Source organism: Ruegeria sp. AL11, assembly GCF_056540865.1.
In genome coordinates this window covers 14,557-39,957 of sequence record NZ_JBQFXO010000005.1, presented here as the reverse complement: position 1 = coordinate 39,957, position 25,401 = coordinate 14,557, and the positions used below count along the sequence as shown (strand labels likewise).

Sequence of the window (25,401 nt, the reverse complement as noted above, 5' to 3'; positions counted from 1 at the left end):
GATCCACCCTGTGCCTCATATCCTTGCCCGCATGGGTAAAACCCTGCCCGAAGACGGGCAGGGCGGGTATGTGGCGTCAGAAGTTCAGTTGCGCGGCGACCTGAACGCGGCTACCGTCGAAGGTGTCACCGGTCGTGGCATCGTTGCGCTCCCCATATATGTACTCGGCGCTCAGCGTCAGGCTGTCGGTGGCCTCGTAGAAGGCGTTGACGTGGATAGTTTCCAACTCGGTGAAGTTGAGGGATCCGCTGCCGTCCGAGAAGCTGTTGGTCGCCAGATCATAGTCTTCCCGACCATAGGCGATGCCGACATTCCATTTCTCACCCAGATCCTGACGGAGCTCGATCGTGTAGCCGTCGACGTCATTGGCCTCACCGTTGACGATGGCGTTGCCAAGACCGATCAGGTAAGGGCCGATCGCCTGACCAGTCACGTAGTTGACTTGGAACAGACCGCCCTCCCATGGGCGAACCGATCCCGACAGGGTCACGCCCCACTGGTCCACTTCGGTGGCACCATCGCTGGTTTCGGCTTTACCGTAGAGGCCCGAGATACGCGCGACGTAGGTACCGTCGTTGTATTCAGCCGCCGCGGTCAGAACCGGGTCGTTCGAGTTGGAGCCGCTGACGTTTTCCTCGAGCGATACGCTGAACTCAGTGTTCGCGCCGAAGCTGTTGGTGTAGCGGATTTGCGGCTGACGGGCGAAGGCGATGCCAACCGGGCCGTTGAATTCAACCGACGTAGGGTAGGTGTCCAGCGGCTGGAAGTTGGTCCAGTACTGACCGATCAGCCAATTGTCACCAATGGTAATGTTGGCGTGACGCAGGCGCAGTTCGGCCGTGCCGTTGGACGCGAACAGGTCCAACTCCAACTGACCGCCGATATCACCAAGAGCGCTGGGTGTGCTGGTGCGCAGTCCTATGCGCGACTGGCGTACGGTGCTGCCGAAGGTACCACTGGTTGCGGTCGACGGCTCGCCGATGACGTTCACGAACGCGGTGTCGCCCTGGTCGAAGTCGAAATCATAAAAGAAGTCTGCCTTGATGTAGCCGTAAAGGTCCAGGCTGGTGTTCCCAAGGCGGAAATCGCCATTGGCGGGGCCGGTGCTGGAGGCCTCGAGGGCTTCGACCCGAGCCCGCAGAGCGTCAAGCTCGGCCTGGGTTTGAGCGTCCTGAGCAAAGGCAAGCGTGCTGGTCACACTAAACGCAGTGGCAGCAAGCAGGATTGCCTTTTTTCTCTTTGTAAACATGTGGGTGTTTCCTTGTTTGCGAGTGTGCGTGGCCAAAGTTCCACGCGCCCAGCGATCAGGGAAATCACGAAAAAGGGACGGAAAACGCGTTTTTGCTCAAGTATTTGTGCTGGAAATAAGGTCATGATTCACGGCAGGGTGAACAGATCGGTTAACCCACAGCATATGCGCAAAAATAATCTGCGAACAGGTGTGAATGCCCGTGATGTTGCAGGCGCAGAAATCAAGGCAGCGGCAGAGAAATGTAACGAAACTGTGACGGTTTGGGCGGCTTCAACCTGGCAAAACCATACAAGTCTTGTCGGCATGAATTTGCGCGGAGTTTCGCCTGTTGGGCAGATTCTGGCCGGAATCTTAGCTGGAAACAATAACTTGTTTGCAGACAAGATTGTGCAGTGCATCTTGATCCAGCCGTGCGACACTACTTTGCCTGCGTCGCACATGCACCTACTATTCCGTACCCCTTCCTTGCGCGGGCAGGCTTGTGTTCCCCACATCGTCCTGTCCGCGTTTTTCTTTGCACAAAAAACTGGCCTGAATGGGCATAAACCTGCGCAAAATGCGGATTTTACCCCGTTGTTATTGAATAACGGTGCCCAGTTCCTGCATCTGCCTCTAAGAGCAATACAAAAAACCACGAGGCAGACATCATGCGTATCTCTAAAGTGTTCCTTGCACTGGCAACTTGTGCGGGCCTCGCGGCCTGCGGCGATACCCTCGGCGAACAGGCCATCCTGGGCGGCGGCGCGGGCGCTGTCGGGGCAGCCGTTCTCAGTGCCGATCCGTTGGTCGGTGCGGCCGTCGGGGCCGCAGGCAACGTGCTGTACTGTAAGACGCAGAACACCTGTAACTAACGCGAATTTTCGGGGCGCAAGCCGCCCCGTCCGTCGTCACGCATTGCGCCGACGTGGGGATGCCCTCCCTGCGGCGGCTTTTTGCGTTTCCAGAACACCAAGCCAAAGGACGTTCCATGTTCAATAAGATCCTGATCGCCAACCGGGGCGAGATCGCCTGCCGGGTTATCAAGACCGCCCGCAAAATGGGTATCGGCACCGTTGCCATCTATTCGGACGCGGACAAGAACGCTCTGCACGTGTCGATGGCGGATGAGGCTGTCCATATCGGCCCGCCGCCTGCCAACCAGTCCTATATCGTGATCGACAAGGTCATGGACGCCATCCGTCAGAGCGGTGCGCAGGCTGTCCACCCCGGCTATGGCTTCCTGTCGGAGAACGCCAAATTCGCCGAGGCGCTGGACGCAGAAGGCGTGGCCTTTGTCGGCCCTCCCGTTGGCGCGATTGAAAGCATGGGGGACAAGATCACCTCGAAAAAGATCGCGCAGGAGGCCGGTGTTTCCACCGTACCCGGCTATATGGGCCTGATCGAAGATGCCGATGAGGCGGTCAAGATCTCGAACGACATCGGTTACCCCGTCATGATCAAAGCCAGCGCCGGGGGCGGCGGCAAGGGCATGCGGATCGCGTGGAATGACGAAGAGGCCCGCGAGGGGTTCCAGTCCTCCAAGAACGAGGCTGCGAACTCGTTTGGCGACGACCGGATCTTTATCGAGAAATTCGTGACCCAACCGCGCCACATCGAAATTCAGGTTCTGTGCGACAGCCATGGCAACGGTATCTATCTGGGGGAACGCGAATGCTCGATCCAGCGTCGGAACCAGAAAGTGGTGGAAGAGGCCCCGTCGCCCTTCCTGGATCCCGAGACCCGCAAAGCCATGGGCGAACAAGCCGTCGCACTGGCCAAGGCCGTGGGCTATTCCAGCGCGGGTACGGTGGAATTCATTGTCGATGGCGAAAAGAACTTCTACTTCCTTGAGATGAACACCCGTCTTCAGGTGGAACACCCGGTGACCGAACTGATCACCGGTGTCGATCTGGTGGAACAGATGATCCGCGTGGCGAATGGCGAAAAGCTGACCATCACGCAGGATGATGTAACGCTGACGGGTTGGGCGATCGAAAACCGCCTCTATGCAGAAGATCCCTATCGCAACTTCCTGCCCTCGATCGGCCGTCTGACCCGCTATCGCCCGCCGCAGGAAACCGCTGCCGGTCCGATGCTGGTCAATGGCAAATGGCAAGGCGACGCGCCGGAGGGTGAGGCTGCTGTGCGCAACGATACCGGCGTCTATGAGGGCGGCGAGATCAGCATGTATTACGACCCGATGATCGCCAAACTTTGCACATGGGCCCCGACCCGCGAAGCCGCGATTCAAGCAATGCGCGTGGCGCTGGACAGTTTCGAGGTCGAAGGGATTGGTCACAATCTGCCATTCCTGTCGGCGGTGATGGACCACCCGAAATTCGTCAGCGGTGACATGACCACCGCCTTTATCGCCGAAGAATACCCAGACGGGTTCGAAGGCGTGACCTTGCCCGAAGGCGACCTGCGTCGGATCGCGGCCTCTTGCGCGGCGATGCACCGGGTTGCTGAGATTCGACGTACCCGTGTCTCGGGCCGGATGGACAACCACGAGCGCAAGGTCGGCAAGCGCTGGGTCGTTTCGCTGGAGGGCCAAGAACTGGCCGTTCAGGTCAACGCAGACAAGGAAGGCGCGACCGTCAAATTCGAGGATGGCTCGACCGTTCGCGTCGCATCAGACTGGACACCGGGCGATCAGCTGGCGGTGCTGGATGTGGATGGAAGCCCTCTGGTTCTGAAAGTTGGCAAGGTTTCGGGCGGGTTCCGCATTCGCAACCGGGGTGCCGATCTAAAGGTCCATGTGCGCCGTCCGCGTCAGGCCGAGCTGGCCAAGCTGATGCCGGAAAAACTGCCGCCGGACACGTCGAAAATGCTGCTCTGCCCGATGCCGGGTCTGGTCGTGAAGATCGATGTGGAAGTCGGTCAGGAGGTCCAGGAAGGTCAGGCGCTATGCACCATTGAGGCGATGAAGATGGAAAACATCCTGCGCGCCGAGAAGAAGGGCACTGTTGCCAAGATCAACGCAGGCCCGGGCGATAGCCTCGCCGTAGACGAAGTGATCATCGAGTTCGAATGATCATGACCGCGCTTTTGACATACCCTCAGGTCTCACCGGCGTTCTGCGCCGGTGGTTTGAGGCGTGGCAAAAGCCTTCAGCCGCCCTCGCGCCGTTCGCGGATTTCGCGTTCGCGCAAGGGGGTTTTGTCGATCGAGCGGCCGATCTCGCGCACGCTCCACGGGGACGGTTTGCGCAGTTTAACCACGCCGTCCTTGTCGACAAAAACCATCTGGAACCCGCGCGGGCGCAGCTTGGACCGGATCGCGGATCGTGCGGACGGATCGGTATCCGTTAACACCACGACATCCCGATCCCGCATCGCGTCCTCACCTTCCAGCAACATGTCGATCTGCTGCTGGAACCGGGGATCTGCGGGTGTGTCGGCGAAGACGACAATGGGCCGGTGGGTCCACATGAAATCGCTCAACTCACTGTCGCCAACAGGGCGAACATATTCATCATCAGCAGGTGCTGTTCCGTCGGCGGCCATGGCAGCCAGCGGGATAAGTGCCGAGAAAACAAGGGCAAGCGTTTTGTTCATGGGGCCTCCTGTCCCGTTGAATATAGCCTCTGCGCGCGCGAATGCGACCGGCGATTTGCACAAGACGCTCAATTTGTCGCGCGCGGGCCATGCCCGGCATCTGCTGAACCACGATACGCACGGATTGCAGGCTGCTGCAGGCCGAACTGACAAGAGGACACCTCGATGACCGACAAGAACGACTGGCGCGCGCTGGCCGAGAAAGAATTGCGCGGACGGCCACTGGACGATCTGACCAAGGAAACGCTGGAAGGCATCAGCGTCAAACCGCTTTATACGCAGGACGACACCGCCGATTTGCCGCATATGGGCACTCTGCCAGGGTTTGGCCCGTTCACGCGCGGTGTGAAGGCGACGATGTATGCCGGGCGGCCTTGGACCATCCGCCAATATGCCGGGTTCTCGACCGCCGAGGAATCGAACGCTTTCTACCGGCGGAATCTGGCTGCGGGTCAGCAGGGTGTCTCGGTCGCCTTCGATCTGGCGACGCACCGCGGTTATGACAGTGACCACCCGCGCGTTGTCGGCGATGTCGGTAAGGCCGGTGTCGCGATTGACAGCGTTGAGGATATGAAAATCCTGTTCGATGGCATCCCGCTGGATAAGGTCTCGGTCTCGATGACCATGAACGGCGCGGTGATCCCGATCCTTGCCAGTTTCATCGTCGCGGGCGAAGAGCAGGGGCATGACAAATCCGTCCTGTCCGGCACCATTCAGAACGATATTCTGAAAGAGTTCATGGTGCGGAACACCTATATCTACCCGCCGGACCCGTCGATGAAGATCATCTCGGACATTATCGAGTTCACCTCGAACGAGATGCCGAAATTCAACTCGATCTCGATCTCGGGCTATCACATGCAAGAGGCCGGGGCGAATTTGGTACAGGAACTGGCCTATACGCTGGCGGACGGGCGGGAATATGTGCGCGCCGCTACCGAGGCAGGCATGGACGTGGACAAGTTCGCGGGCCGTTTGTCCTTCTTCTTTGCCATCGGCATGAACTTCTTCATGGAGATCGCCAAGCTGCGCGCCGCGCGGACGCTTTGGCATCGGGTGATGACCGAGTTCGGCGCGAAATCAGAACGCTCGAAAATGCTGCGCACCCATTGCCAGACCTCGGGCGTGTCATTGCAGGAGCAGGACCCCTACAACAACGTGATCCGCACCGCCTATGAGGCGATGAGCGCGGTTCTGGGCGGCACCCAGTCGCTGCACACAAATGCTTTGGATGAGGCGATAGCGCTGCCCACCGATTTCTCGGCCCGCATCGCGCGGAACACCCAGCTGGTCTTGCAGGAAGAGACCGGTGTGACCGACGTTGTCGATCCGCTGGCAGGCTCTTACTACGTGGAAAGCCTGACCAATGATCTGATCGAGAAAGCCTGGGCCCTGATGGAAGAGGTCGAGGAAATGGGCGGTATGACCAAAGCCGTGGCCTCGGGCATGCCCAAGCTACGGATCGAGGAAAGCGCCGCGCGACGTCAGGCCATGATCGACCGGGGCGACGAGGTAATCGTTGGCGTCAACAAATACCGCAAGGAACAAGAAGACCCGATCGACATTCTGGACGTCGACAACGTGGCCGTGCGCGAATCTCAGGTCGCGCGGCTGGAAGAGATCCGCGCCACCCGCGACGAGGCCGCCTGTCAGGCCGCGTTGGACGCGCTGACCAAGGCCGCACAAGAAGGCGGAAACCTGCTGGCTGCTGCGGTTGAGGCCGCCCGCGCCCGCGCATCGGTAGGAGAGATCAGTATGGCAATGGAGAAAGAGTTCGGCCGCCACCGCGCCGAGGTGAAGACCCTGGCGGGGGTTTATGGCGCTGCGTACGAGGGCGACGAAGGCTTTGCCGCCATCCAGAAATCCATCGAAGATTTTGCCGAGGTCGAGGGGCGCCGCCCCCGTCTGTTGGTGGTCAAGATGGGGCAGGATGGCCATGACCGGGGCGCCAAGGTGATTGCAACCGCCTTTGCTGATATCGGGTTTGACGTGGACGTTGGCCCTCTGTTCCAAACCCCGGCCGAGGCCGCGCAGGACGCCGTGGACAATGACGTGCATGTGGTGGGGATCTCGTCTCAGGCGGCAGGCCACAAGACGCTGGCACCGCAGCTTGTTGAGGAACTCAAGAAAGCCGGGGCTGAGGACATCATCGTAATTTGCGGTGGGGTGATCCCCCAACAGGACTACCAATTCCTGTATGACAACGGGGTCAAGGCGATCTTTGGGCCGGGGACGAATATTCCCGACGCTGCGCAGGACATTTTGCGCCTGATCCGCGACGCGCGAGACTGAGGCGGGGCAGGGGGCTGTCTGCCCCCTCTTTGCCTGTCGGCAAATTCACCCCCGAAGGTATTTTCAAACAGAAGAAAGGCGCGGGTTTGGCTTGCGCCCTTTTGGTGCGCGCGTAGGGTGTCATCGTGGAGGGCGCGATGGAGTTGGATCATATTGCGGTGGCGGGTGCCACGTTGGAAGAGGCCACGGCGCATGTAGAAGATGCGCTGGGTGTCAGTCTTCAGGCCGGTGGCAAGCATGAGGCATTTGGCACGCACAATCGGTTGCTTGGCCTGAAGGATGGGTTGTATCTGGAGGCGATTGCCATCGACCCGGATGCGCCTCGGCCAGACAGGACGCGGTGGTTCGATCTGGACCGGTTCGAGGGTGCGCCACGTTTGACCAACTGGATTTGCCGCGTACCCGATATCGAGGCCTCACTATCTGTGTTTCCCGATGGCGTCGGGACGCCGATTGATTTAGCCCGAGGGGCTTTGCGGTGGCGGATGGCGGTTCCGCCAAATGGGCGATTGCCCTTTGACAACTTGTTTCCGGCGTTGATCCAGTGGCAGGGGGATCTTCACCCCGCGCGTATGTTGGAGGATCATGGGTGCCGCCTGAAACGTCTGGTTGTCTATCACCCGGATGCGTTGCGCTTGGCGGAGCAGCTGGGTCCGCTTGATCCGGTCGTTTTTGACACAGGGTCGGCGTCTATGCAGGCCGAGGTCGAAACGCCTCATGGGGTACGCATTTTGCGATGAAGGTCCGTCAGGCCCAACCAGCGGATGCAGCAGAGATCGCTTTGATCACCAACGCGACTATTCGCGACACATTGGTGACCTTCACGACCGATGAACGCAGTGCCGAATCGATTGTCGATGATATCCGGGCGCGCGGAGCGGCGTTTCTCGTGGCTGAGGATCAAGGGCGGGTCATTGGTTTCGCAACCTATGCCCCTTTCCGATCCGGGCCGGGCTATGCCAAGTGCCGCGAGCATTCGATCCAGCTGGCAGACGATGCGCGAGGCCGTGGCGTTGGGCGCGCTCTTATGGAGCGGTTGCAGCAAGTAGCCCGCAGCAAAGGGGTGCATGTTCTGGTCGCCGGGATCTCGTCAGCCAATCCGGGGGCGGTTGCCTTCCATTTGGCGTTGGGGTTTTCTGAGGTGGGGCTCATGCCCGAGGTTGGGCACAAATGGGGTCAGTATCTGGACCTTGTGCTGATGCAGAAAATTCTTTCGCCCGAATGATCTATCGCACCTGACAGTCCAGCAATGGGACGCTAGTGTACGCCCATGTCGATCTGGACCCGCATATCCGACGCGCTGAGCGCTCTTGCCCAAGGTGAGAGCCTGACGGCTGTTTTCGAAAAGCTACGCTCGCCGCCTGAACGCTCGGTCGCGTTTACAATTGCCGTGATCGCGCTGGGGGCCAAGATGGCCAAGGCCGATGGGCAGGTGACGCGGGATGAGGTGACGGCCTTCCGCGACGTGTTCCAGATTGCGCGCGACGATGAAGAGGGCGCGGCCCGTGTCTTCAACATGGCTCGCACCGATGTGGCAGGCTATCAGGACTATGCCCGGAAGATCGCGCGGATGTTTTCGGAGGACAGCACCACCCTGTGCGATCTTATGGAGGGGCTGTTCCATATCGCCATGGCCGACGGGTTCTATCACCCGAACGAAAATGAATTTCTGGAAGAGGTCAGCCGCATTTTCGGACAGACGGATGCTCAGTTTCTGGCCCTGCGAGCGCGGTTCGTGCCTGATGCGCTAAACGACCCGTATGTGGTACTGGGCGTCTCGCGCGAAATGTCTATTGCTGAGATCAGGAAGGTCTGGCGCAAGCTGGTGCGCGAAACCCATCCCGACGCTATGATGTCGCGTGGTGTGCCGGAAGAGGCGATCCGCCTGGCCGAGAAGAAGATGATCGACATCAACCGTGCCTGGGACGAGATCAACGGCGCGACGGTTTAGGCGATGCGTCTGGCGACCTACAATATCGAATGGTTTGCCAACCTGTTTGATCGCAACGACAGACTGATCGTCGACGACAGTTGGTCGGGTCGACATGACGTGACAAAAGCGCAGCAGGTCGAGGCGATCGCCAAGGTTCTCACCGCGATTGACGCGGATGCGGTTCTGGTCGTCGAAGCACCGAATACGGGCAAACGGCAGAACACGGTGCGCGCACTACAGGCATTTGCCGAGGTTTTTGACCTTCGCACCTCGCAGGCGACCATGGGATTTCCCAATGACACGCATCAGGAATTGGCGCTTCTCTACGACCCGGAGGTTCTGTCGGTTCGCCATGACCCAAGGGCGGCAGATGACGCCCCGCGCTTTGACGCGGAGTTTCGCATAGATCTGGACGTGGATGCGACGCAGGACGTGGTACGGTTCTCCAAGCCGCCAATGGAGCTGTCGGTCCAGACCAAAGCGGGGTTTGAGTTTCGCCTGATCGGCGCGCATCTGAAATCCAAGGCTCCGCATGGGGCGGAGTCACGGGATGAGGCGATCCGTATCTCGATCGCCAACCGCCGCAAGCAGTTGGCACAGGCGATCTGGTTGTCCCGTCGGGTCGCACATCACTTGACTGAGGATGATCCAGTGATCCTGTTGGGTGACTTAAATGACGGCCCCGGTCTGGATGAGTTCGAACATCTGTTCGGGCGCTCCTCGGTCGAGATTCTCTTGCAGGCGGGTCTGTTTGATCCCCATGCGGCTACCGCATATGGGCCGCGTCCCGGATCTGTGCCCGCTACCGCACGATTTGCGCGGCCCGAGAACGGCACGTTCCTTGAGGCGCTGCTGGACTACATCATGATCAGCGAGGATTTGCAGTCTCGGCGACCCGTCTGGCGCATATTGCATCCGTTTCGGGATGCTACCTGCTGGTCCAAACCTGAGCTGCGCGAGGCCCTTTTGACCGCGTCAGATCACTTCCCTGTCACGCTGGATTTTGAGCTGTGATCTTTCAACCGGGCGCGGAAGGGCTTATATTCAGCATATGAAAAATATTCTGATGATCGGCGCGATGGCAGCCGCTTTTGCGCTGCCTGCAACGGCCGAGGAAGAGGATGCCCCAACGCTGATGGAGCAGGGGGCCGAGTTGTTTTTCGAGGGCCTGCGACGCGAGATGGAGCCGGCTTTGGATGAGTTGCTTGGCCTAGCAGATCAATTTGGCCCCGCGATGCGATCCTTCATGCAGGAGATGGGACCTGCGTTGGCTGAGCTTGCCGCCGAGGTAAAGGATTGGAGCGTCTACGAGATGCCCGAAATCCTGCCCAATGGCGACATCATCATCCGCAAGAAACAGACCGAAGATGCGCCTGACAAACCCGAAGTTTTGCCAGAGGACCCGGACGGCGCCACGGACATCTAGGGGCAGCTTAGCCCTTGATGACCACACGCACCTCGGATTTCAGGGCATTTGCCAGTGAATTCAGGCGGGACTCGGCCACTTCGTTGAACAGGGGCTGCACGGATTTGGGCAGCACCAGATCAAGCTCACGCTTTTTGGGAAAAAAGCGCAGCTTGCCTACATGTGCGTCGCTGTCCATGCACAACATGGCCCCGAACCGCATCGCTTTACCCAGAATCTCGGCTTGTTTTTGGTCTTTTTCATCCAGCAACTCATAGAGTGGCGCAAATCGGTTGCCCTCGCGCTTGTTGCGATAGCGATGTTGCAACGCAAGGCCGATGAATACGCGTTCGGAGTGTTTCAGTCCTCCGAGATTGGCGCGGGTGACATAGTCGAAACAGACCTCGGCCCGGTAGTCGGGATGCGCGCGCCAACTAACATCGTGCAACAGGCAGGCGGCCTTGATCAGACGGACCTGCGTCGCAGGTGCAGATTTGAACAGAGGCATCACAAAATCGAACAGCGTGCGGCCCATACCGGGCAGGCGGGCGTCTTTCGCTTCGGAAAAACGACTGGCCTCGATCAGAGGGTCGCGGTCGCGCTGTTCCTGCGACATCTGCTCATACAGCAGGCCTTCGCGGATGCCATAGCTTGAGATCGCGATATCTTTGGGTTTGAACGTGCGGATCAGCCGCGCAAGCACGTCCATCGCATAAGGGATCAGCGCCATGCGCGAGCTTGAGACCCCGGCCTGACTGCGCAATTTGTCATGATCATTCGCGTCGATGAATTTGATCGTTTCGCGCACTTGTTTGGTCGTCATGCGGTATTCGTGTAGGACGTTCAGCGGATAGCCCCGCCGCAGCATGTCCAGCCGTGCAAAAGCTCGCCAGCTGCCTCCGACCAGAAAAAGCCGGTCGCGCTGCTGGCCCATCTGGCTGTGCAGTTCTTCCATGGTGGATTTGATAAGGGCCTTGCGCGCACGACGCCCGCCCTTGATATCGCGCAGCTTCAGCGGACCAAGGGCCGAGGTCACGCGGCGGCCAACATCGCCACCTCCGATCTCGGCCAATTCCATGGACGAGCCGCCTATGTCGCAGATCAAACCGTAGGCACCGGGCCAGCCCAGCATAACGCCCTGGGCCGACAGGCGTGCCTCTTCCTGACCGTCGATCACAGCCACATGCAGCCCGGTTTTTGCTTTCACGTCCTGACAGAATTCAGGCCCGTCTTTCGCCTCACGCACGGCGGCGGTGGCTACGACATGCAGCCCCGGCAGGCCGAGATCCTCTGCGATCCGCTTAAAGCGCTGCAGGGCGGCCATCGCCCTCTCACGCCCTCGGGGATTCAGGTGGCCGGTCTCGGACAGCCCCGCGCCCAGCTCGCACATAACCTTTTCGTTGTAGAAATAGGCAGGTGACCGCGCCGCGCCATCAAAGACCACCATTCGGACCGAGTTCGATCCGACATCGACCACGCCCACACGTGACAGCGCCCTTGTGCCGGGGTCGTCGAACAGAGGTCTTCCGAAAGGCCCCCAATCAGGAATGTCGGTTTCGACGGTCTGGTCCATGTCTTACCCAGAAATTTCGCTGTCAGAATGCGCAATTGGCGCGCTTGGGTCAATCATTCGTATCGCCTTCGTCCGTGTCCATTTTCAAGACGCGGATCGCCAGAGCACGCGTAATATCCCGTTTCTCGGACAGCGCGAAATCGTCCAGCTGTGCGACCACGTCGGCGGCGGTCTCAAAGCGTCGATCCATGTGCTTGACCAGATAGGCAATCACCTCGGGGCCGGGGTTCAGCTGCCGGTCTACAAACAGTTTTGCAAGCACCGCGCAGAGCAGCGCATCGTCCGGTGGATCGAGTGCGACGTGATGCGCGCCCTCGACCCGGCTTTGCAGATCCGCCAGCGGCAATTGCCAGAATTTCGGCGCCAGACGACCCGTCATCAGCAGGGCGTGGCCCTCGGCCAGAACGAGGTTGTGCAGGTGAAACAGCACTTTCTGCTGCTCGATATCACCTGCGATCATCGGAACGTCTTCAACCGCAATCGGGCTGCGCGCCAGATCGGGCACGTCCTCGTACCGAAGTGCCTCGGCTTTGATTATGCGCCCGCCGGTTTCAGCCGCCCAGACATGGGCCAGGTGGGTCTTACCTGCTCCTGCCGGGCCACTCAGCACCAGTTTGTTGCCGGGCCATGAGGTGGCCGAAATCATCGCAACCGCAAGCGCGTTCGCCGGGGAAACAAAGAAGTCCTCACGCCCCAGCGCGGTTTTGGCGGGCAAATCGAAGCTTAATTGTCGGGCCATTTACGCGTTGTCCTGATCCTGGCTTTCGAGGCCGGTATAAAGGCGGCTATCCAGATAAACCGACGTGCCGAACCGTGCCAGCACACCCAAAGCTGCGGCAACCGGAACGGCGACCAGCATCCCGACAAAGCCGAAAAGTGCACCAAAGACCGACAAGGCCAACAACAGCCAGACCGGATGCAATCCGACCGAGTCGCCGACCAGTTTGGGCGTCAGGAAGTTGCCCTCGGTCACTTGTCCCAGTGCAAAGATACCTGCGACCAGCCCGATATGCGCCCAATCCCCCCAGAACTGGAACAACGCCAGGCCGATAGCCAACGTGCCGCCAATCAACGCGCCCAGATAGGGGATAAAGGTCACCAGCCCGGCAATGAATCCGACGATCAGGCCGAATTGCAGCCCGACCAGCATCAAGGCAACCGCATAGTAGGTGCCAAGGATCAGGCAGACGGTGCCCATGCCCCGCACGAATGAGGCCAGTACGTTGTCGATCTCACCGGCAAGACGTTTGATGGTAGGGGCGTGGTCGCGGGGCAGCAGCTCTCCGATCCGGGCGACCATACGGTCCCAATCCAGCAGCAGGTAGACCGAGACCACAGGCACGATGACAAACAGCACTACCACGTTGATTGCCGAGCCAAGAGAGGCCACAACGGATTCTAACACATCCCCGGTCTTGGATTTCAGCGTCTCACCCAGCCCGACAAGGAATTGGTGCGAGCTGGATTCGCGGTCTAGAATCGAAGGGAATTGCTTCTCGATGAAGGCGCGCAGCTCTTGGAACAGGCTGGGCACTATGTCAACCAGGTCGATCAACTGTGTGACCAGAGCTGGCACAACCATCAGAATCGCAAGCACAAATCCAAGGACGCCGACCACGGTGATGATCCCGGTGGCAGCCATCCGCGACAGCCCCAGCTTTTCCAACCGATCGGCGACAGGGTCGAGGAAATAAGCAATTGCGCCGCCGATCACGAAGGGCAAAAGCACATCGCCCAAAGCCCACAGGATCACGACAAAGACAACCGTGGCGATGCCCCAGTATCTCAGCTGATCCTTCACCGGCAAAGCCATGGCGCATCCCTTTGTTGCACAGCGTTGCCATGTTCTTGGCCCATGACGCGCGGCGATGCAAGCGGTTCATGGGCCTTGGTTTCTGCGGGTCAGTCGGTCAGCGTGCCCAGTTCCGGAGTATCTCCTGTCGCGGTCTCGTCCGGCCAGTTGGTGCGCCAGATTTCAGCGGACCAATGGCCGCAATGAACGGCGGGGCGATCAAAGCCGGGCAGGGCGGGCAGCAGAGGTTCGACAACCACATCATGGCGCGGAACGGCGAAATAGGGGAACGAGTACCGCTCGCGCCCTGATCGGTTGACGACGCGGTGCGGCGTAGATTTCAATCGACCGCCCGACCAGAGTTCCAGCATGTCGCCGATATTGACGACGAAGCCACCGGGCGGGCAGTCGGGCGTGATCCAGTCTCCGGTGCGGGTTTGCACCTCGAGCCCTCCGACGGGATCTGGTGCGATGATGGTCAGGGCATCCGTATCCTTGTGTGGGTGAATGCCATAGCCGCCCTCATCCGGTGCCTGCGGAGGGTAGTGCAGCAGGGTCATGTTGGTCATCGGGTCTCGAAACGCGTCGCGCAATTGGCGTTCCGGCAACTCCAGCCCGGTTTCGAGCGCTGCGAGCAGAAGGTCTGCCACGTCATCCAGCATCGACCAGTAGGTCAGGATGACATCGCGCGCCCCCGGCACTTCGACCGGCCAGATGTTTGGGCCATACAGCCCGCAATCTTCACGGATTGCAGCCTCGGCGTCGACTTCGTGATGCAGCTTGTAGCCTTCATATTTGTCGGCTTTGCCCGAGCCGTCATTGGGCGTGAAGAACCCCATCGGGATAAACCCGCGATAGTTCTCGCGGGTGATGGCTTGTTGCCATTTAGAGGCCTCTTCGACCGAAAAAATCGCGCGCGCCATGTCGCGCACCTTATCAACAGTAGCCTCGGGAACGCCAGTGCCCGTGATCGATAGGAAACCGATCTCAGTGCAGGCTTCCATGATCTGCTGCACGGTTTGGTCCCGGTCGGGATGCGTGGCGTCGCGAAGTGGGTTGAGGTCGATTGTCGGAATGTAGTCCATCAGTGAATCCTGACGCCTTGACGGTCCAGTTCAGCGTGAACAGGGGTAAGGTTCATGCTGTGCAGCTCCTGGTTGCTTTTCAGTGACAAGGCTGCCGCGATGCCGGCCCCTTGTCCCATGACCGCGCAGCACGCCATGTTGCGCGTTGCCGCATGGGCCACTTTGTCGGCCCCGTGTGAGCGTCCGGCAACCAAAAGCCCCTTGATCCCTTTGGGAAGCATCGAGCGATAGGGCACTTGCATATAGCGGCCGGTGGTCGGCAGGATCAGGATGCCGTAGCCGTCGATGAACTCGGGATAGATGCCAATCGTATCCTCAAACCGGCCCTGATGGCGCGCGTCATTTTCGGTCATATTGTAGACTGCGTCGATCTTTCGAGTGTCGCGGATGCCGATGGTCATCCCGAAATTCCGCAGCCGAGCGTTTTCGCAACCGGGCATGAAGCGACGCAGCGCCTCGATGGCGAGCATGGATTGACGCCGGCCTTCGATCTCACCCTTTGTGAGGCTGTCGGGGTCGGTGCCGTCGATTTCAGCCAGATGGATGAGGTTCATATAGGTCAGCTCACCCGTGTCGTGCATCGCGCCCCAGGTGCCTGCGATGGTGTTCAGATGAGGCGGGATCAACCCCTCATCAATTGCCTGCTGGAAAGGCTTGTGAACGAAGGGAGAGAACATGTCGTCCTCTTTGCCCGAAGTTTCGATGTTCCATTCGCCACCACCGCCCCAGTCTTTATAGGTCTGGGGGTCGGCCTTGACGCCTTCCATAAAGGCGCGTTTGTCTACACCGGCGAGATGGAACATGACCGAAGCGGCCATCATATCCTCTCTCGCGGTTTTGTGTGTGGGGGCACCGGCGCGATGGGCGACATCTGCGTCGCCGGTCGCGTCGATCACGACCTTGGCCAGAACCGCCTCGCGCCCGGCTTTGGATTCGGTGATGATGCCGGTGATCCGGTCACCCTCCATGATGGGGGCGACGAACTGACGGTGCAGCATCGGATGCACACCCGCTTCTTCGACCAACTTGTCGGCCACCAGCTTGAACCCTTCGCTGTCCAGCTCATAGCTGAGCGACTGACTTTCCGGCACTGCGGCGCCCATGTCTTTGGCGCGGGTCTCGAACTCCATGCCGATACCACCAGCCTCGACCGTTTGTTCGTGGCGATACCAGGCGAATCCTTCGACCCCCACGGCGGTAATATTGCCGCCCATGCAGCCGAAACGATCGACCAGCGACACTTCGGCCCCGGCGCGCGCGGCGGCCAAGGCGGCGGCTAGCCCTGCGGGGCCGGAGCCGACGACCAGAACATCTGTCTGGTGAACAACAGGGATTTGACGGGCGGGTTCCGAGATTGTCTGCATCGGTGCCTCATGATTTTACATTTCCGTCACACTTTATGTTCCTGATTGGCGGGTCAATAAAAAATGCGACGGACCTGAGGTCGCAAAATCACCAATGGCCGATTGCCCCCGGCGGGGGTTTGGCATAATCACCTTGAAAAGCTCAAATCCACCTTTGAAGGTCACCCAATGCGCCTTAGCCGTTACTTTCTGCCCGTTCTCAAGGAAAACCCCTCCGAGGCCCAGATCGTCAGCCACCGGCTGATGCTGCGCGCCGGGATGATCAAGCAGGCTGCTGCCGGGATCTATTCCTGGCTGCCGTTGGGCTTCAAAGTCCTGCGCAAGCTTGAAAACATTGTACATGAGGAACAGGCGCGGGCAGGCCATATCGCGATCCAGATGCCAATCCTGCAATCGGCGGACCTGTGGCGCGAGTCCGGCCGCTATGATGACTACGGCCAAGAGATGCTGCGGATGCAGGACCGCCATGGTCGCGACATGCTGTATACGCCGACGGCTGAGGAGCTGGTGACCGACATCTTCCGTGGCCATGTCAGCAGCTACAAGGACCTGCCGCTGACCCTCTATCAAATCCAGTGGAAATTCCGCGATGAAATCCGCCCGCGTTTCGGCGTGATGCGGGGGCGCGAATTCTACATGAAGGATGGCTACAATTTCGACCTGACCAAGGAAGACGCGCTGCACGCATATAACCGCCATCTGGTGAGCTACCTGCGCACTTACGAACGCATGGGCCTGCAGGCGATCCCGATGCGTGCGGATTCTGGCCCGATTGGTGGCGATGACACCCACGAATTCCTCGTACTGGCCGAAACCGGCGAGTCCGAGGTCTTCTATGACAGCGCGGTCACCGACCTGACCTTCGGCGACCGTCAGATCGATTACGATGACCGCGCGCAATGTCAGGCGATCTTGGAGGAGTTCACCTCAAAATACGCGCGCACGGACGAAACCCACGATGAGGCGCTGTTCAACCAGATCCCTGAAGAGCGCCGCCGCGTGGCGCGCGGGATCGAAGTGGGTCAGATCTTCTACTTCGGCACCAAGTATTCGGAAGCCATGGGCGCGACCGTTCAAGGCCCCGATGGCAAGCCAGTTCCGGTTCACATGGGCAGCCATGGTATCGGCGTCAGCCGCCTGATCGGCGCGATCATCGAGGCCAGCCATGACGACAAGGGCATTATCTGGCCCGAGGGCGTGACGCCGTTCCACTGTGGCATCGTCAATCTGAAACAGGGCGATGAAGAGGCGGATGCGGCCTGTGACAAGCTCTATGGTGCTCTGACCGCTCTGGGTCTTGAGCCCCTCTACGACGACCGCAACGAGCGGGCAGGGGGCAAGTTCGCCACCATGGACCTGATCGGCTTGCCATGGCGTATCACTGTCGGACCGCGCGGCCTGAAAAACGGTGTGGTCGAACTGACCTGCCGCCGCACAGGTGAAAGCGAAGAACTGAGCCCCGAAGCCGCCGTCACCAAAATTGCCGGGATTTATGAGCAGATCGCCTGATCCGCTCATCTCGGTCATCACCGCGACCTACAACCTGCTGTCCCAAGGACGGCAGGACAGTTTCAAAGGCGTTGTCGATTGCATGCAGCGCCAAAATTGCGCGCGAGCCGAGCATATAATTCAAGACGGCGCCTCAACCGACGGCACCGTCGCTCTGTTGCACGAGTTGACCGAAGGGATGCCGCGCACGAGTGTGATCAGTGAACCGGATGGCGGTTTGTATGACGCGATGAACAAGGGCGCGCAGGCAGCAAAGGGTGAATACCTTTTGTTCCTGAACTCAGACGACTCGCTGGCCTCGGATGATATTCTCAACCAAGCCGCAGATCGGCTGGAGGCGACCAAGCCTGATTTCCTATATGGCTCAACGCTGCGCCGTTATGAGGATGGCGGTGAGACGATGGAAAAGCGCATGTCGCTGAAAGCTATCCTGCAGCGCATGCCGTTCTGCCATAACTCGGTCTTCATTCGTCGTGATGTGTTTCAGGCGCTGGGCGGGCACGATAGCCAGTTCCGTATTGCTGCCGACTATGACCTGATGCTGCGCCTGATTGGATCGGACTATCAGGGTGAGCGTATGGATGATCCGATCTCACTGTTCTGGGATCGTGGCGCGACCAGTGATCAGGACGCGACCGGCAAGGATTACGCTCGGGTCTGGATGAACTACTATGCGGGGTTCAAATCCGCGAAAGCCCTCAGTCTGGATGATTTCGCCGGGTTCTATCGACGCGGACACATGCCTGCTCGTCTGATCTGGGAACTGTTACGGCGACCCGACACACCCGAGCCGATCAAGACCGCCGCGCGCCACAGTCTGGCAAAATCTCTGCGCCGATCCGTTCAGTTTTGGCGCAGCTACTAAGCCCGTACCACAGGACGCGCGGTCAGAATGTCGCCGTCTGCATCGTTCCCGCGGGCCACAACGATCGGACGCCCCATGCGGCGTACAAGTTCCCGAAGCTCAAAGCCCAGAAACCGGATCCCGCAGATGCGTGCGCCGGTGTCGCGATCAGTGACGCACAGGCGCCCTTCGCGAAAGGCAAGACGATAGCCCTTGTCCCTTAGGACCTCGGCCAAATTGTTCCAGCTAACTGCGCTTGCAAAGATCGGACGGATCGCTGCACGAAGCAGTGCTGCAGTCTCACAATCCAAATCTGATGAAGGTTTGTGGGCCAAAATCGGGCCCGTCCCAAGTGTTGTATTTTGAATATTCATGAGCGACCCCCGCTCTTTCAAATGTGTTCCCCCAAAGTCAGGGTGACAAAGTTTCTGATATTAAGCAAAAAGCGAAATAAAATTGCTCAATTGTTGTGGCATTTTGAGTTCAGTGCCTCACGCAATGCCGATATTGACTTCATAGCTGAAACAATAGCGGCCTGTCTGTGAAGGTCGTCACAACCTCTGGTGTAACCAATTGGCGGGCAAGACTACTTTTACCCTGCCAAAGGACCGGTAAGTGATTCGTTTCGATCTGGAGGCAGTGCAATTTGACCTCGGCAGATTTGCTGATAGACGAGGGCACGCCCCAGAGAAAGGCCGCAGGTTCGTGCTGAGTTTCGCCACTATTGTCTATTCCAAGGATTATCCGCTGCTCAGGCTTCAGGCGATGTCTATGGCCAGGTTTGTTGCGCCGGATCAGCTGGCCTCGATCCATGTTATTCTGAACGATATAGATGAGGCCGGGCTAGCAGCGAAGATCGAACCGATCCTGCAACACTATGGCCCGCTGCGTCCTAAAGTGCGGATTCTGAAGGGCGAAGAGGTGTTGCTGGGCGAGGGGCACACTGCCAAGCGGCCGCTGAAAGATCGTATCCTCATCGAAAACCGCTATCGCCTGCCGCTGATCCGCAAAGGCGGTTGGCGGGGCAACAATGGCTACCGCATGCAGCAGGTGCTGAAACTTGGCGCGGCGCGGGTGGCAGAGGCCGAGAACATCGTCATTCTCGACACCAAGAACCTGTTCCTGCGGTCGTTCGAAGAAGGCGAATTCTTCTCACCCCAAGGACCAGCCCGCATTCAGTTCATGCCAGTTCACAGCGATTATCACCGCAATTGGTTTCTCCAGAGTCTTGAAGCTTTGGGTGTTGAACAAACGCTGACAGACGATCTGCGCACCACGACGTTTTCCACGCCTTTCCCGGTACGCCGGACGCTGGTCCTTTCGCTGCTTGATGAGATCAATACACGCTACGGCTCAGTTCAGGCACTGTTCGCGTCTAAACGGCGGCCATCAGAGTTCATGTTGATGAACGCGATTTGTCTGAAGTCACGTGATGGCTATGTGCCGTGGTTCGAACCCGCTGACCCTGCGCATATTGGGATGTGGCCGACTTATTCCACGGATGAACTGGCTAAGCTGGTCGCGCGGCTGCAGGACGACAGATCGCTGACCCTCGGGCTGCACAACAGGGCGGTTGCGAACTTGCCAGAGGATTTGCGCGGGCAAGTCTATGCGGCCCTTGAAACGCGTGGCATATGCGATCGCCAGGTGACCGAAGAGGTTCTGCAGCAAACTTCCGCGCTTTCGAGCTGACCTATAAGGACAAGCGGCTTGACCCTCGGACGAAATGCCGAAAGGGTCGCGCCAAACCAGAAAATAACCCGGAGCAGGCATGGCCAAAACACCCCCGCCTTTCGCCCCTTTTGAATGGAAGATCGCCTGGCGCTACCTGCGTGCGCGTCGGGCCGAGGGTGGCGTCAGCGTGATGACCTGGATCTCCCTGATCGGGATCACGCTGGCTGTTTTTGCCCTGATTGCGACCCTAGCGGTGCGCTCGGGGTTCCGGGCTGAATTCGTTGGCACCATTCTGGGGGCTAACGCACATGTGACGGTCTATTCCTCGGGTGAGATCGACACGCAGGGGCGGGTTGACCGGACCATTGCAGATTTTGAGGAGCGTACTGCGCGTTTGGCGCAGGTTCCCGGCGTTGAACGGGTCGCCCCCTTGGTCAAAGGGCAGGTGCTGATCACCAATCGCGACCGCAGCAGTGGGGTTCAGGTCTTCGGGATGCGACCGGACGATCTGCGTGACTTGCCGGGTATTGCGGAAAGCGAGGAAGCGGTTGGCGATCTGTCCCAGTTCCAGACGGGCGAAGACGTCATCGCCATCGGTTCAGGCGTGGCGCGCAGCATTGGCGCCACCGTTGGCGACTCCGTCAAACTGACTTCGCCCAACGGGGTCAAGACGGCCTTTGGAACCTCACCACGGGTAAACGCCTATCGCGTTGTCTACGTGTTCTCGGCCGGGCGCTACGATATCGACCGCACGCGGGTCTATATGCCGTTCTCGCAGGCGCAGAGTTTTTTCAACCGTGAGGGCGTCGCCGACGAGATCGAAGTCATGGTCGACCGTCCCGAAGACCTGAACCCAATCCTGATCCCCATCCTTGAGGCCGCAGGTGAGCGCAGCCAAATCTGGACGTGGCAGGATGCCTCGGGCGGGTTCTTGAGGGCTCTGGAGGTTGAGGACAACGTGATGTTCATAATCCTGTCGATCCTTGTCCTCATTGCGGCTATGAACATCGTCTCGGGCCTGATTATGTTGGTTAAAAACAAAGGCCGAGACATCGGTATCCTGCGCACCATCGGTCTCAGCGAGGGCTCGGTCCTGCGGGTGTTTTTCATCTGCGGTGCGTTCACGGGCATCATCGGCACGGTCATGGGCGTGATCCTGGGTTGCCTGTTCGCGCTTTATATCGACCCGATCTTTTCGTTTGTGAACTACGCGATGGGCGGCGGCGTCTGGGATCCGTCGATCCGTGGGATTTACGCCTTGCCCGCCGAGCTTCACCTCAGCGATGTTCTGAAGGCGATTGGCTTGTCTCTGGGCCTGTCTTTTCTTGTCACCTATTTCCCCGCCCGCCGCGCCGCGCGGCTGAACCCGGTTGAGGCGCTGCGCTATGAATGATGTGAGCTTGCGGCTGAACGGCCTGACGAAAACCTACCTGCAGGGCACTCCGGGTGAGGTGCAGGTTTTGCGCGGGATTGATCTGGAGCTTCAGGCGGGTGAGGCCGTCGCGCTTGTTGCGCCATCGGGTGCGGGCAAGTCGACCCTTTTGCATATCGCCGGGCTGCTGGACACTCCGGACAGTGGCAACGTTGAGATTGCGGGTCAGGATCTTGCAGGAAAAGGCGACCGCACACGCACCTCTGTGCGGCGTCAGGATGTTGGGTTCGTCTACCAGTTCCACCACCTTCTGCCCGAGTTTACAGCGCTCGAGAACATCACCCTGCCACAACTCGCCAACGGTGTGTCCGAGTGGGACGCGCAGGACAGGGCGATTGCCCTCTTGGACCGTGTCGGAGTCGCCCAACGCGCCGATCACCGTCCGGCGGCGTTGTCTGGAGGGGAACAACAGCGGGTCGCGTTCTGTCGCGCTCTGGCCAACGCACCGCGCGTTCTGCTGGCGGATGAACCGACAGGCAACCTTGACCCGGATACATCGGATCAGGTGTTCGAGGCCCTGATGACCCTAGTGCGCGACCAGGGCCTGTCCGCGCTGATCGCCACGCACAATCTGGACCTGGCTGCACGGATGGACCGGATCGTCCGGCTGGAAGGTGGGGTGCTCAAGCCAGTTGAGTGATCGCCACTCCAATCGCCATCACCGCAATCCCACCCGCGCGCATCAGGGTAAGTGGCGTGACCTGCGCGCCGAACAGGCCGAAATGGTCAATGGCGGCCGTGCTAATCAATTGTCCCAATAGGACAAAGAACACGGCATTGCCGACGCCGAAATGCGGCGCGACATGGGTGATCGACAGGACGTAGAAAGCAATCAGAACGCCCGCCAGCAACAGGTGTTTCGGGGCCTGCGCCACTTTTGACAGCGCCTCAAAACCGGGAAAGACCACCATCACCAGTGCGGAAGACCCGAAGGCGATGGCAAACAGGATCACAGCCGCTGTGGTCGGCGAGCCGATGAGCTTGCCAAGCGCCGCGTTTAAAGCGGCCAGGATGGGGACTCCGATCCCGGCGGCCAACATGATGGCTGCGTATTGTGTCATGGCCCGAACCCTCTTTACCCGTATTCGTTGATCTGGATCATTGCGCCAAGCCGCGCAGCGGGCAAGCCTGTTGACAGCAATTGTGGTAGGAGGATGCGATGATCACAAAGCTTTGTTTTGCAACGGCGTCAGCTATGTTTGCCATGTCTGTCCCCCTCTGGGCGCAGGATGCAGAGAAAGGCGCCGAGCTTTACCAGCACTATTGCGCCACCTGCCATGGGATTGATGCAACCGGCCATGGGCCGATGGCCGGAGTGCTTGTCATTCAGCCGACCAACCTGAAGACACTGGCAAATGCAGACGGTGTTTTCCCTACGGCCCGCGTGGTGGGGCGGATTGACGGGCGTGATCCGTTGGTGAGCCATGGCAGTCCGATGCCAGTTTATGGCCCGTATTTCGAAGGGCAGGACACGGCGATCAAAACGCCCGATGGGCAGCCGATCCTCACCAGCCAGCCCATTGTGGATCTGGTGGAGTATCTGAAAACCCTGCAGGACGGCTAAGCGTTCAGCTGCAAATGCCTTCTACCTTTGCCTCGCTCCACGGGATCGCGATGTCACGCTCGCGGCCGATCTGCGGCAGCGGGGACAGATCGAAATGTACCCCTAACATGTCGTGCAATCGTTTGGTGCGCTGCGCCTGAGGGTCTAGCGCGCGGCAGCAGACATATTCCTCTACAATCGCGCCCTGCTGTTCGAACCCGTAGGACAGGAAATCGGGCGAGGTTTCCAGATCGAACAAATACGGATCTTTGCGCCCGCCATGTTCCGCTGCGGCGCGCAGGGGGTGATAGCCTGTGGTCTCGCGGTTCTGCCATTGCCAGATATGGGTCAGTTCATGGGCCAGCAGCATGGCGGCGATCAGGTTCATCTCTTCAGGGTAGTCGGACATGTAATCGTCAAGATACCAATCGCGCGCGAAATAGACTTTGTTGAACAGGGCAACGGCGGCCGGTTTTCCGGTGACCACACCAGCCTCGACAGGGGGCAGGATACGTTCCCGACAGGCCTCGCGCGGGCGCGCTTCGCGGAAATAGGTGACTGGCACGACTGGGGCCCCTTTGACCAGCCGGACACTATCCAGATCCAGCGTCGTGCCTTGCACCGCGCTTGCAAAGCCACGCTCCTGCTCGGTCAGGGGACGCCCGCAGGAGGACAGAAGCAAAAGGAGCATAAACAGAATGCGCAAAACCATGTCATCAACCCTAGTGCGTCACTTGCGTTGCGCAAGGCGATTTCACGTAGACGTGGCCGGGCCGCAGCAGGTACTTGATCTGGCACAAGACCAAATCGGCACGATACCGCTACACGGGTCTAAACATCTATCGGAGAGTCCATGTCCAGTTGGGTGCCATTCATATCGGCTTTGACGGCGTTTTTCCTAAGCCACGCCATTCCCGCGCGTGCGCCGGTGAGGGCCAGGTTGGTCACGCTTCTGGGGCAAAAGGGGTATCTGCTGGCGTATTCGCTGTTGTCTCTCGTTGTCCTTGCATGGCTGATCGTGGCCGCGGCGAATGCGCCCTATGTCGAGGTGATCCCTCCGTGGCCGGTGCTGCGCTGGGTGCCGTTGGTCGTGATGCCAGTGGTGTGCTGGCTGGCTGTGGCCGGACTGACCATCAGCAACCCGTTTTCCTTTGGTGGGCTGGGGAAGGCGGCTTTTGATCCGGACCGCCCCGGTATTCTGCGTACCACCCGCCATCCGCTTCTGGCGGCGCTGATGCTGTGGGCCGGGGCGCATCTTCTGGCGAATGGCAGTTTGTCTCACGTGATCCTATTTGGCCTTTTCGCCGGTTTTGCCGCGCTGGGCATGGCGCTGATCGACTGCCGGACGGCCCGGTCATTGGGGGCAGATTGGCCTCGCCTGTCGCGCAATACCGCTCGGTTTTCGCTGCGCGCGCCCTCACCGTGGCCGCCCCTTCACGTGTGGCTTGCCGCGCTTGCCGTCTTTGCCGTTCTCATCGGCTTGCACGGTGCTGTGATCGGCGTCTCGCCACTTCCCTGACGCAAGGAGTGGTCGACCCGCGTGTCCCGTGCTATCTGATATGCCGAAGTCTGACTTACGAGGTCCAAAAATGCATCTGGCCTATGTTACCACCACCGATCGCGGCGCGACCGACCGCTTGTTAAGCGCCGTGGCCGCACATCTGCTGGCGCGTGGGGCGAAACTGGCGGGGGTCGTGCAGACCAACACGGAATGCACCGATAGCAGCAAATGCGATATGGATGTGCAGGTACTACCCGATGGCGAGACCATCCGTATCTCGCAATCCCTAGGCGAGCATGCGCGCGGCTGCCGTCTGGACCCTGCGGCGCTCGAACAGGCTGTGGGACAGGTCATGGCAACGCTTACCGATGACCCACAGCTGATGATCATCAACAAGTTCGGTAAACACGAGGCCGACGGGCGCGGTTTCCGCCCCGTCATCGCCGAGGCGCTGGCGCAGGACATCCCCGTTCTACTGGGCGTGAACGGGTTGAATGATGAGAAGTTTCAGACCTTCACGGGTGGCGCGGCAGAACAACTGACCCCGGATCTTGAGGCTATTGTCAGCTGGTTCGAAAAGGTCTCAGCCAAGCGGGCAGATGCCGCCTGAGGGCTGCTTCACGTAGCGTAATACGCTGATATCCTGACTTGTTTGGCCGTGCCTTG

General features: G+C 59.5%; 26 protein-coding genes. 16 read left to right on the top strand and 10 right to left on the bottom strand.

What is annotated here, in order from left to right; all coding sequences use genetic code 11:
* Positions 1-76 precede the first annotated feature (76 nt).
* The gene (locus ACR0IP_RS09385) at positions 77-1,249 is read right to left on the bottom strand and encodes a DcaP family trimeric outer membrane transporter (RefSeq protein WP_480525195.1); all 1,173 of its coding nucleotides are present in this window, start codon (positions 1,247-1,249) and stop codon (positions 77-79) included.
* A gap of 650 nt (positions 1,250-1,899) precedes the next feature.
* On the opposite strand from ACR0IP_RS09385, the gene ACR0IP_RS09380 reads away from it, so the two are divergent.
* Positions 1,900-2,103: a hypothetical protein gene (locus tag ACR0IP_RS09380; protein ID WP_170462027.1), complete on the top strand. Its 204-nt coding sequence runs from the start codon at positions 1,900-1,902 to the stop codon at positions 2,101-2,103.
* Positions 2,104-2,219: 116 nt separating this feature from the next.
* Positions 2,220-4,265: an acetyl-CoA carboxylase biotin carboxylase subunit gene (locus ACR0IP_RS09375; RefSeq protein WP_480525194.1), complete on the top strand. Its 2,046-nt coding sequence runs from the start codon at positions 2,220-2,222 to the stop codon at positions 4,263-4,265.
* Between the two features lie 76 nt (positions 4,266-4,341).
* On the opposite strand, the gene ACR0IP_RS09370 is transcribed toward ACR0IP_RS09375, so the two are convergent.
* Positions 4,342-4,788 carry a DUF4174 domain-containing protein gene (locus ACR0IP_RS09370; RefSeq protein ID WP_170378042.1) on the bottom strand — a complete coding sequence of 149 codons (447 nt, stop codon included), beginning with the start codon at positions 4,786-4,788 and terminating at the stop codon, positions 4,342-4,344.
* A 165-nt stretch (positions 4,789-4,953) separates the two neighbouring features.
* On the opposite strand from ACR0IP_RS09370, the gene scpA reads away from it, so the two are divergent.
* The 6 genes from scpA (at position 4,954) to ACR0IP_RS09340 (ending at position 10,439) form a co-directional block, all read left to right on the top strand.
* Positions 4,954-7,080: a methylmalonyl-CoA mutase gene (scpA, locus tag ACR0IP_RS09365; RefSeq protein WP_170378044.1), complete on the top strand. Its 2,127-nt coding sequence runs from the start codon at positions 4,954-4,956 to the stop codon at positions 7,078-7,080.
* Positions 7,081-7,217: 137 nt separating this feature from the next.
* On the top strand, positions 7,218-7,820 hold the full coding sequence (locus ACR0IP_RS09360) for a VOC family protein (protein ID WP_480525192.1): 603 nt from the start codon (positions 7,218-7,220) through the stop codon (positions 7,818-7,820).
* On the top strand, positions 7,817-8,305 hold the full coding sequence (locus tag ACR0IP_RS09355) for an N-acetyltransferase family protein (RefSeq protein WP_480525190.1): 489 nt from the start codon (positions 7,817-7,819) through the stop codon (positions 8,303-8,305). Before ACR0IP_RS09360 ends, ACR0IP_RS09355 begins: the two co-directional genes overlap by 4 nt.
* A 45-nt stretch (positions 8,306-8,350) precedes the next feature.
* Positions 8,351-9,031: a TerB family tellurite resistance protein gene (locus ACR0IP_RS09350; protein ID WP_480525188.1), complete on the top strand. Its 681-nt coding sequence runs from the start codon at positions 8,351-8,353 to the stop codon at positions 9,029-9,031.
* A 3-nt stretch (positions 9,032-9,034) separates the two neighbouring features.
* Entirely contained in the window at positions 9,035-10,027 is a 993-nt protein-coding gene (locus tag ACR0IP_RS09345; protein WP_480525186.1) for an endonuclease/exonuclease/phosphatase family protein, read from the top strand.
* A gap of 37 nt (positions 10,028-10,064) precedes the next feature.
* A complete protein-coding gene (locus tag ACR0IP_RS09340) occupies positions 10,065-10,439 on the top strand; it encodes a hypothetical protein (RefSeq protein ID WP_475220697.1) in 375 nt (124 codons plus the stop codon).
* Between the two features lie 7 nt (positions 10,440-10,446).
* On the opposite strand, the gene ACR0IP_RS09335 is transcribed toward ACR0IP_RS09340, so the two are convergent.
* The 5 genes from ACR0IP_RS09335 to ACR0IP_RS09315 all read right to left on the bottom strand — a co-directional run bounded on the left by ACR0IP_RS09335 (position 10,447) and on the right by ACR0IP_RS09315 (position 16,232).
* Positions 10,447-11,991: a Ppx/GppA family phosphatase gene (locus tag ACR0IP_RS09335; protein WP_475220698.1), complete on the bottom strand. Its 1,545-nt coding sequence runs from the start codon at positions 11,989-11,991 to the stop codon at positions 10,447-10,449.
* Between the two features lie 49 nt (positions 11,992-12,040).
* Positions 12,041-12,730, bottom strand: coding sequence for a GTPase domain-containing protein (locus tag ACR0IP_RS09330; RefSeq protein ID WP_170378057.1), 690 nt, complete (start codon positions 12,728-12,730; stop codon positions 12,041-12,043).
* A complete protein-coding gene (locus tag ACR0IP_RS09325; RefSeq protein ID WP_480525183.1) occupies positions 12,731-13,804 on the bottom strand; it encodes an AI-2E family transporter in 1,074 nt (357 codons plus the stop codon).
* An 89-nt stretch (positions 13,805-13,893) separates the two neighbouring features.
* Complete coding sequence (locus ACR0IP_RS09320) at positions 13,894-14,868, bottom strand: isopenicillin N synthase family dioxygenase (RefSeq protein ID WP_419740073.1); 975 nt, start codon at positions 14,866-14,868, stop codon at positions 13,894-13,896.
* Positions 14,868-16,232 carry an FAD-dependent oxidoreductase gene (locus ACR0IP_RS09315; RefSeq protein ID WP_480525182.1) on the bottom strand — a complete coding sequence of 455 codons (1,365 nt, stop codon included), beginning with the start codon at positions 16,230-16,232 and terminating at the stop codon, positions 14,868-14,870. Before ACR0IP_RS09315 ends, ACR0IP_RS09320 begins: the two co-directional genes overlap by 1 nt.
* A 168-nt stretch (positions 16,233-16,400) precedes the next feature.
* Between ACR0IP_RS09315 and proS the strand changes: the two genes are divergently transcribed.
* Together proS and ACR0IP_RS09305 are read left to right on the top strand one after the other, a co-directional pair.
* The gene (gene proS, locus ACR0IP_RS09310; protein WP_170378065.1) at positions 16,401-17,741 is read left to right on the top strand and encodes a proline--tRNA ligase; all 1,341 of its coding nucleotides are present in this window, start codon (positions 16,401-16,403) and stop codon (positions 17,739-17,741) included.
* Entirely contained in the window at positions 17,725-18,606 is an 882-nt protein-coding gene (locus ACR0IP_RS09305; protein ID WP_170378067.1) for a glycosyltransferase family 2 protein, read from the top strand. Before proS ends, ACR0IP_RS09305 begins: the two co-directional genes overlap by 17 nt.
* On the opposite strand, the gene ACR0IP_RS09300 is transcribed toward ACR0IP_RS09305, so the two are convergent.
* Positions 18,603-18,959 (bottom strand): hypothetical protein, encoded by a 357-nt coding sequence (locus ACR0IP_RS09300; protein ID WP_170378069.1) that lies wholly within the window; start codon positions 18,957-18,959, stop codon positions 18,603-18,605. The two genes, ACR0IP_RS09305 and ACR0IP_RS09300, sit on opposite strands and share 4 nt — an antisense overlap.
* A 241-nt stretch (positions 18,960-19,200) precedes the next feature.
* On the opposite strand from ACR0IP_RS09300, the gene ACR0IP_RS09295 reads away from it, so the two are divergent.
* From ACR0IP_RS09295 to ACR0IP_RS09285, 3 genes are all read left to right on the top strand, one after another.
* Complete coding sequence (locus ACR0IP_RS09295; RefSeq protein ID WP_480525179.1) at positions 19,201-20,277, top strand: DUF6492 family protein; 1,077 nt, start codon at positions 19,201-19,203, stop codon at positions 20,275-20,277.
* A gap of 79 nt (positions 20,278-20,356) precedes the next feature.
* Positions 20,357-21,652, top strand: a complete 1,296-nt coding sequence (locus tag ACR0IP_RS09290) for a lipoprotein-releasing ABC transporter permease subunit (RefSeq protein WP_170660054.1) — start codon at positions 20,357-20,359, stop codon at positions 21,650-21,652.
* Positions 21,645-22,331, top strand: coding sequence for an ABC transporter ATP-binding protein (locus tag ACR0IP_RS09285; protein WP_170660055.1), 687 nt, complete (start codon positions 21,645-21,647; stop codon positions 22,329-22,331). Before ACR0IP_RS09290 ends, ACR0IP_RS09285 begins: the two co-directional genes overlap by 8 nt.
* Here the strand turns inward: ACR0IP_RS09285 and ACR0IP_RS09280 are convergent.
* Positions 22,315-22,752 carry a DMT family transporter gene (locus tag ACR0IP_RS09280; protein WP_170461979.1) on the bottom strand — a complete coding sequence of 146 codons (438 nt, stop codon included), beginning with the start codon at positions 22,750-22,752 and terminating at the stop codon, positions 22,315-22,317. The two genes, ACR0IP_RS09285 and ACR0IP_RS09280, sit on opposite strands and share 17 nt — an antisense overlap.
* Before the next feature lie 134 nt (positions 22,753-22,886).
* On the opposite strand from ACR0IP_RS09280, the gene ACR0IP_RS09275 reads away from it, so the two are divergent.
* Positions 22,887-23,255, top strand: coding sequence for a c-type cytochrome (locus ACR0IP_RS09275; RefSeq protein ID WP_480525480.1), 369 nt, complete (start codon positions 22,887-22,889; stop codon positions 23,253-23,255).
* 4 nt (positions 23,256-23,259) lie between these two features.
* On the opposite strand, the gene ACR0IP_RS09270 is transcribed toward ACR0IP_RS09275, so the two are convergent.
* On the bottom strand, positions 23,260-23,925 hold the full coding sequence (locus ACR0IP_RS09270) for a hypothetical protein (protein WP_480525176.1): 666 nt from the start codon (positions 23,923-23,925) through the stop codon (positions 23,260-23,262).
* A 162-nt stretch (positions 23,926-24,087) separates the two neighbouring features.
* On the opposite strand from ACR0IP_RS09270, the gene ACR0IP_RS09265 reads away from it, so the two are divergent.
* On the top strand, positions 24,088-24,753 hold the full coding sequence (locus tag ACR0IP_RS09265) for an NnrU family protein (protein WP_170719284.1): 666 nt from the start codon (positions 24,088-24,090) through the stop codon (positions 24,751-24,753).
* A 70-nt stretch (positions 24,754-24,823) separates the two neighbouring features.
* Positions 24,824-25,345: a DUF2478 domain-containing protein gene (locus ACR0IP_RS09260; protein WP_170719281.1), complete on the top strand. Its 522-nt coding sequence runs from the start codon at positions 24,824-24,826 to the stop codon at positions 25,343-25,345.
* Positions 25,346-25,401: the final 56 nt, after the last annotated feature.

Excerpts from the sequence above, each read along its gene's own strand:
- ACR0IP_RS09385 (WP_480525195.1), bottom strand. The coding sequence starts at position 1,249 with ATGTTTACAAAGAGAAAAAAGGCAATCCTGCTTGCTGCCACTGCGTTT.
- ACR0IP_RS09380 (WP_170462027.1), top strand. The coding sequence starts at position 1,900 with ATGCGTATCTCTAAAGTGTTCCTTGCACTGGCAACTTGTGCGGGCCTC.
- ACR0IP_RS09375 (WP_480525194.1), top strand. The coding sequence starts at position 2,220 with ATGTTCAATAAGATCCTGATCGCCAACCGGGGCGAGATCGCCTGCCGG.
- ACR0IP_RS09370 (WP_170378042.1), bottom strand. The coding sequence starts at position 4,788 with ATGAACAAAACGCTTGCCCTTGTTTTCTCGGCACTTATCCCGCTGGCT.
- scpA (WP_170378044.1), top strand. The coding sequence starts at position 4,954 with ATGACCGACAAGAACGACTGGCGCGCGCTGGCCGAGAAAGAATTGCGC.
- ACR0IP_RS09360 (WP_480525192.1), top strand. The coding sequence starts at position 7,218 with ATGGAGTTGGATCATATTGCGGTGGCGGGTGCCACGTTGGAAGAGGCC.
- ACR0IP_RS09355 (WP_480525190.1), top strand. The coding sequence starts at position 7,817 with ATGAAGGTCCGTCAGGCCCAACCAGCGGATGCAGCAGAGATCGCTTTG.
- ACR0IP_RS09350 (WP_480525188.1), top strand. The coding sequence starts at position 8,351 with ATGTCGATCTGGACCCGCATATCCGACGCGCTGAGCGCTCTTGCCCAA.
- ACR0IP_RS09345 (WP_480525186.1), top strand. The coding sequence starts at position 9,035 with ATGCGTCTGGCGACCTACAATATCGAATGGTTTGCCAACCTGTTTGAT.
- ACR0IP_RS09340 (WP_475220697.1), top strand. The coding sequence starts at position 10,065 with ATGAAAAATATTCTGATGATCGGCGCGATGGCAGCCGCTTTTGCGCTG.
- ACR0IP_RS09335 (WP_475220698.1), bottom strand. The coding sequence starts at position 11,991 with ATGGACCAGACCGTCGAAACCGACATTCCTGATTGGGGGCCTTTCGGA.
- ACR0IP_RS09330 (WP_170378057.1), bottom strand. The coding sequence starts at position 12,730 with ATGGCCCGACAATTAAGCTTCGATTTGCCCGCCAAAACCGCGCTGGGG.
- ACR0IP_RS09325 (WP_480525183.1), bottom strand. The coding sequence starts at position 13,804 with ATGGCTTTGCCGGTGAAGGATCAGCTGAGATACTGGGGCATCGCCACG.
- ACR0IP_RS09320 (WP_419740073.1), bottom strand. The coding sequence starts at position 14,868 with ATGGACTACATTCCGACAATCGACCTCAACCCACTTCGCGACGCCACG.
- ACR0IP_RS09315 (WP_480525182.1), bottom strand. The coding sequence starts at position 16,232 with ATGCAGACAATCTCGGAACCCGCCCGTCAAATCCCTGTTGTTCACCAG.
- proS (WP_170378065.1), top strand. The coding sequence starts at position 16,401 with ATGCGCCTTAGCCGTTACTTTCTGCCCGTTCTCAAGGAAAACCCCTCC.
- ACR0IP_RS09305 (WP_170378067.1), top strand. The coding sequence starts at position 17,725 with ATGAGCAGATCGCCTGATCCGCTCATCTCGGTCATCACCGCGACCTAC.
- ACR0IP_RS09300 (WP_170378069.1), bottom strand. The coding sequence starts at position 18,959 with ATGAATATTCAAAATACAACACTTGGGACGGGCCCGATTTTGGCCCAC.
- ACR0IP_RS09290 (WP_170660054.1), top strand. The coding sequence starts at position 20,357 with ATGGCCAAAACACCCCCGCCTTTCGCCCCTTTTGAATGGAAGATCGCC.
- ACR0IP_RS09285 (WP_170660055.1), top strand. The coding sequence starts at position 21,645 with ATGAATGATGTGAGCTTGCGGCTGAACGGCCTGACGAAAACCTACCTG.
- ACR0IP_RS09280 (WP_170461979.1), bottom strand. The coding sequence starts at position 22,752 with ATGACACAATACGCAGCCATCATGTTGGCCGCCGGGATCGGAGTCCCC.
- ACR0IP_RS09275 (WP_480525480.1), top strand. The coding sequence starts at position 22,887 with ATGTTTGCCATGTCTGTCCCCCTCTGGGCGCAGGATGCAGAGAAAGGC.
- ACR0IP_RS09270 (WP_480525176.1), bottom strand. The coding sequence starts at position 23,925 with ATGCTCCTTTTGCTTCTGTCCTCCTGCGGGCGTCCCCTGACCGAGCAG.
- ACR0IP_RS09265 (WP_170719284.1), top strand. The coding sequence starts at position 24,088 with ATGTCCAGTTGGGTGCCATTCATATCGGCTTTGACGGCGTTTTTCCTA.
- ACR0IP_RS09260 (WP_170719281.1), top strand. The coding sequence starts at position 24,824 with ATGCATCTGGCCTATGTTACCACCACCGATCGCGGCGCGACCGACCGC.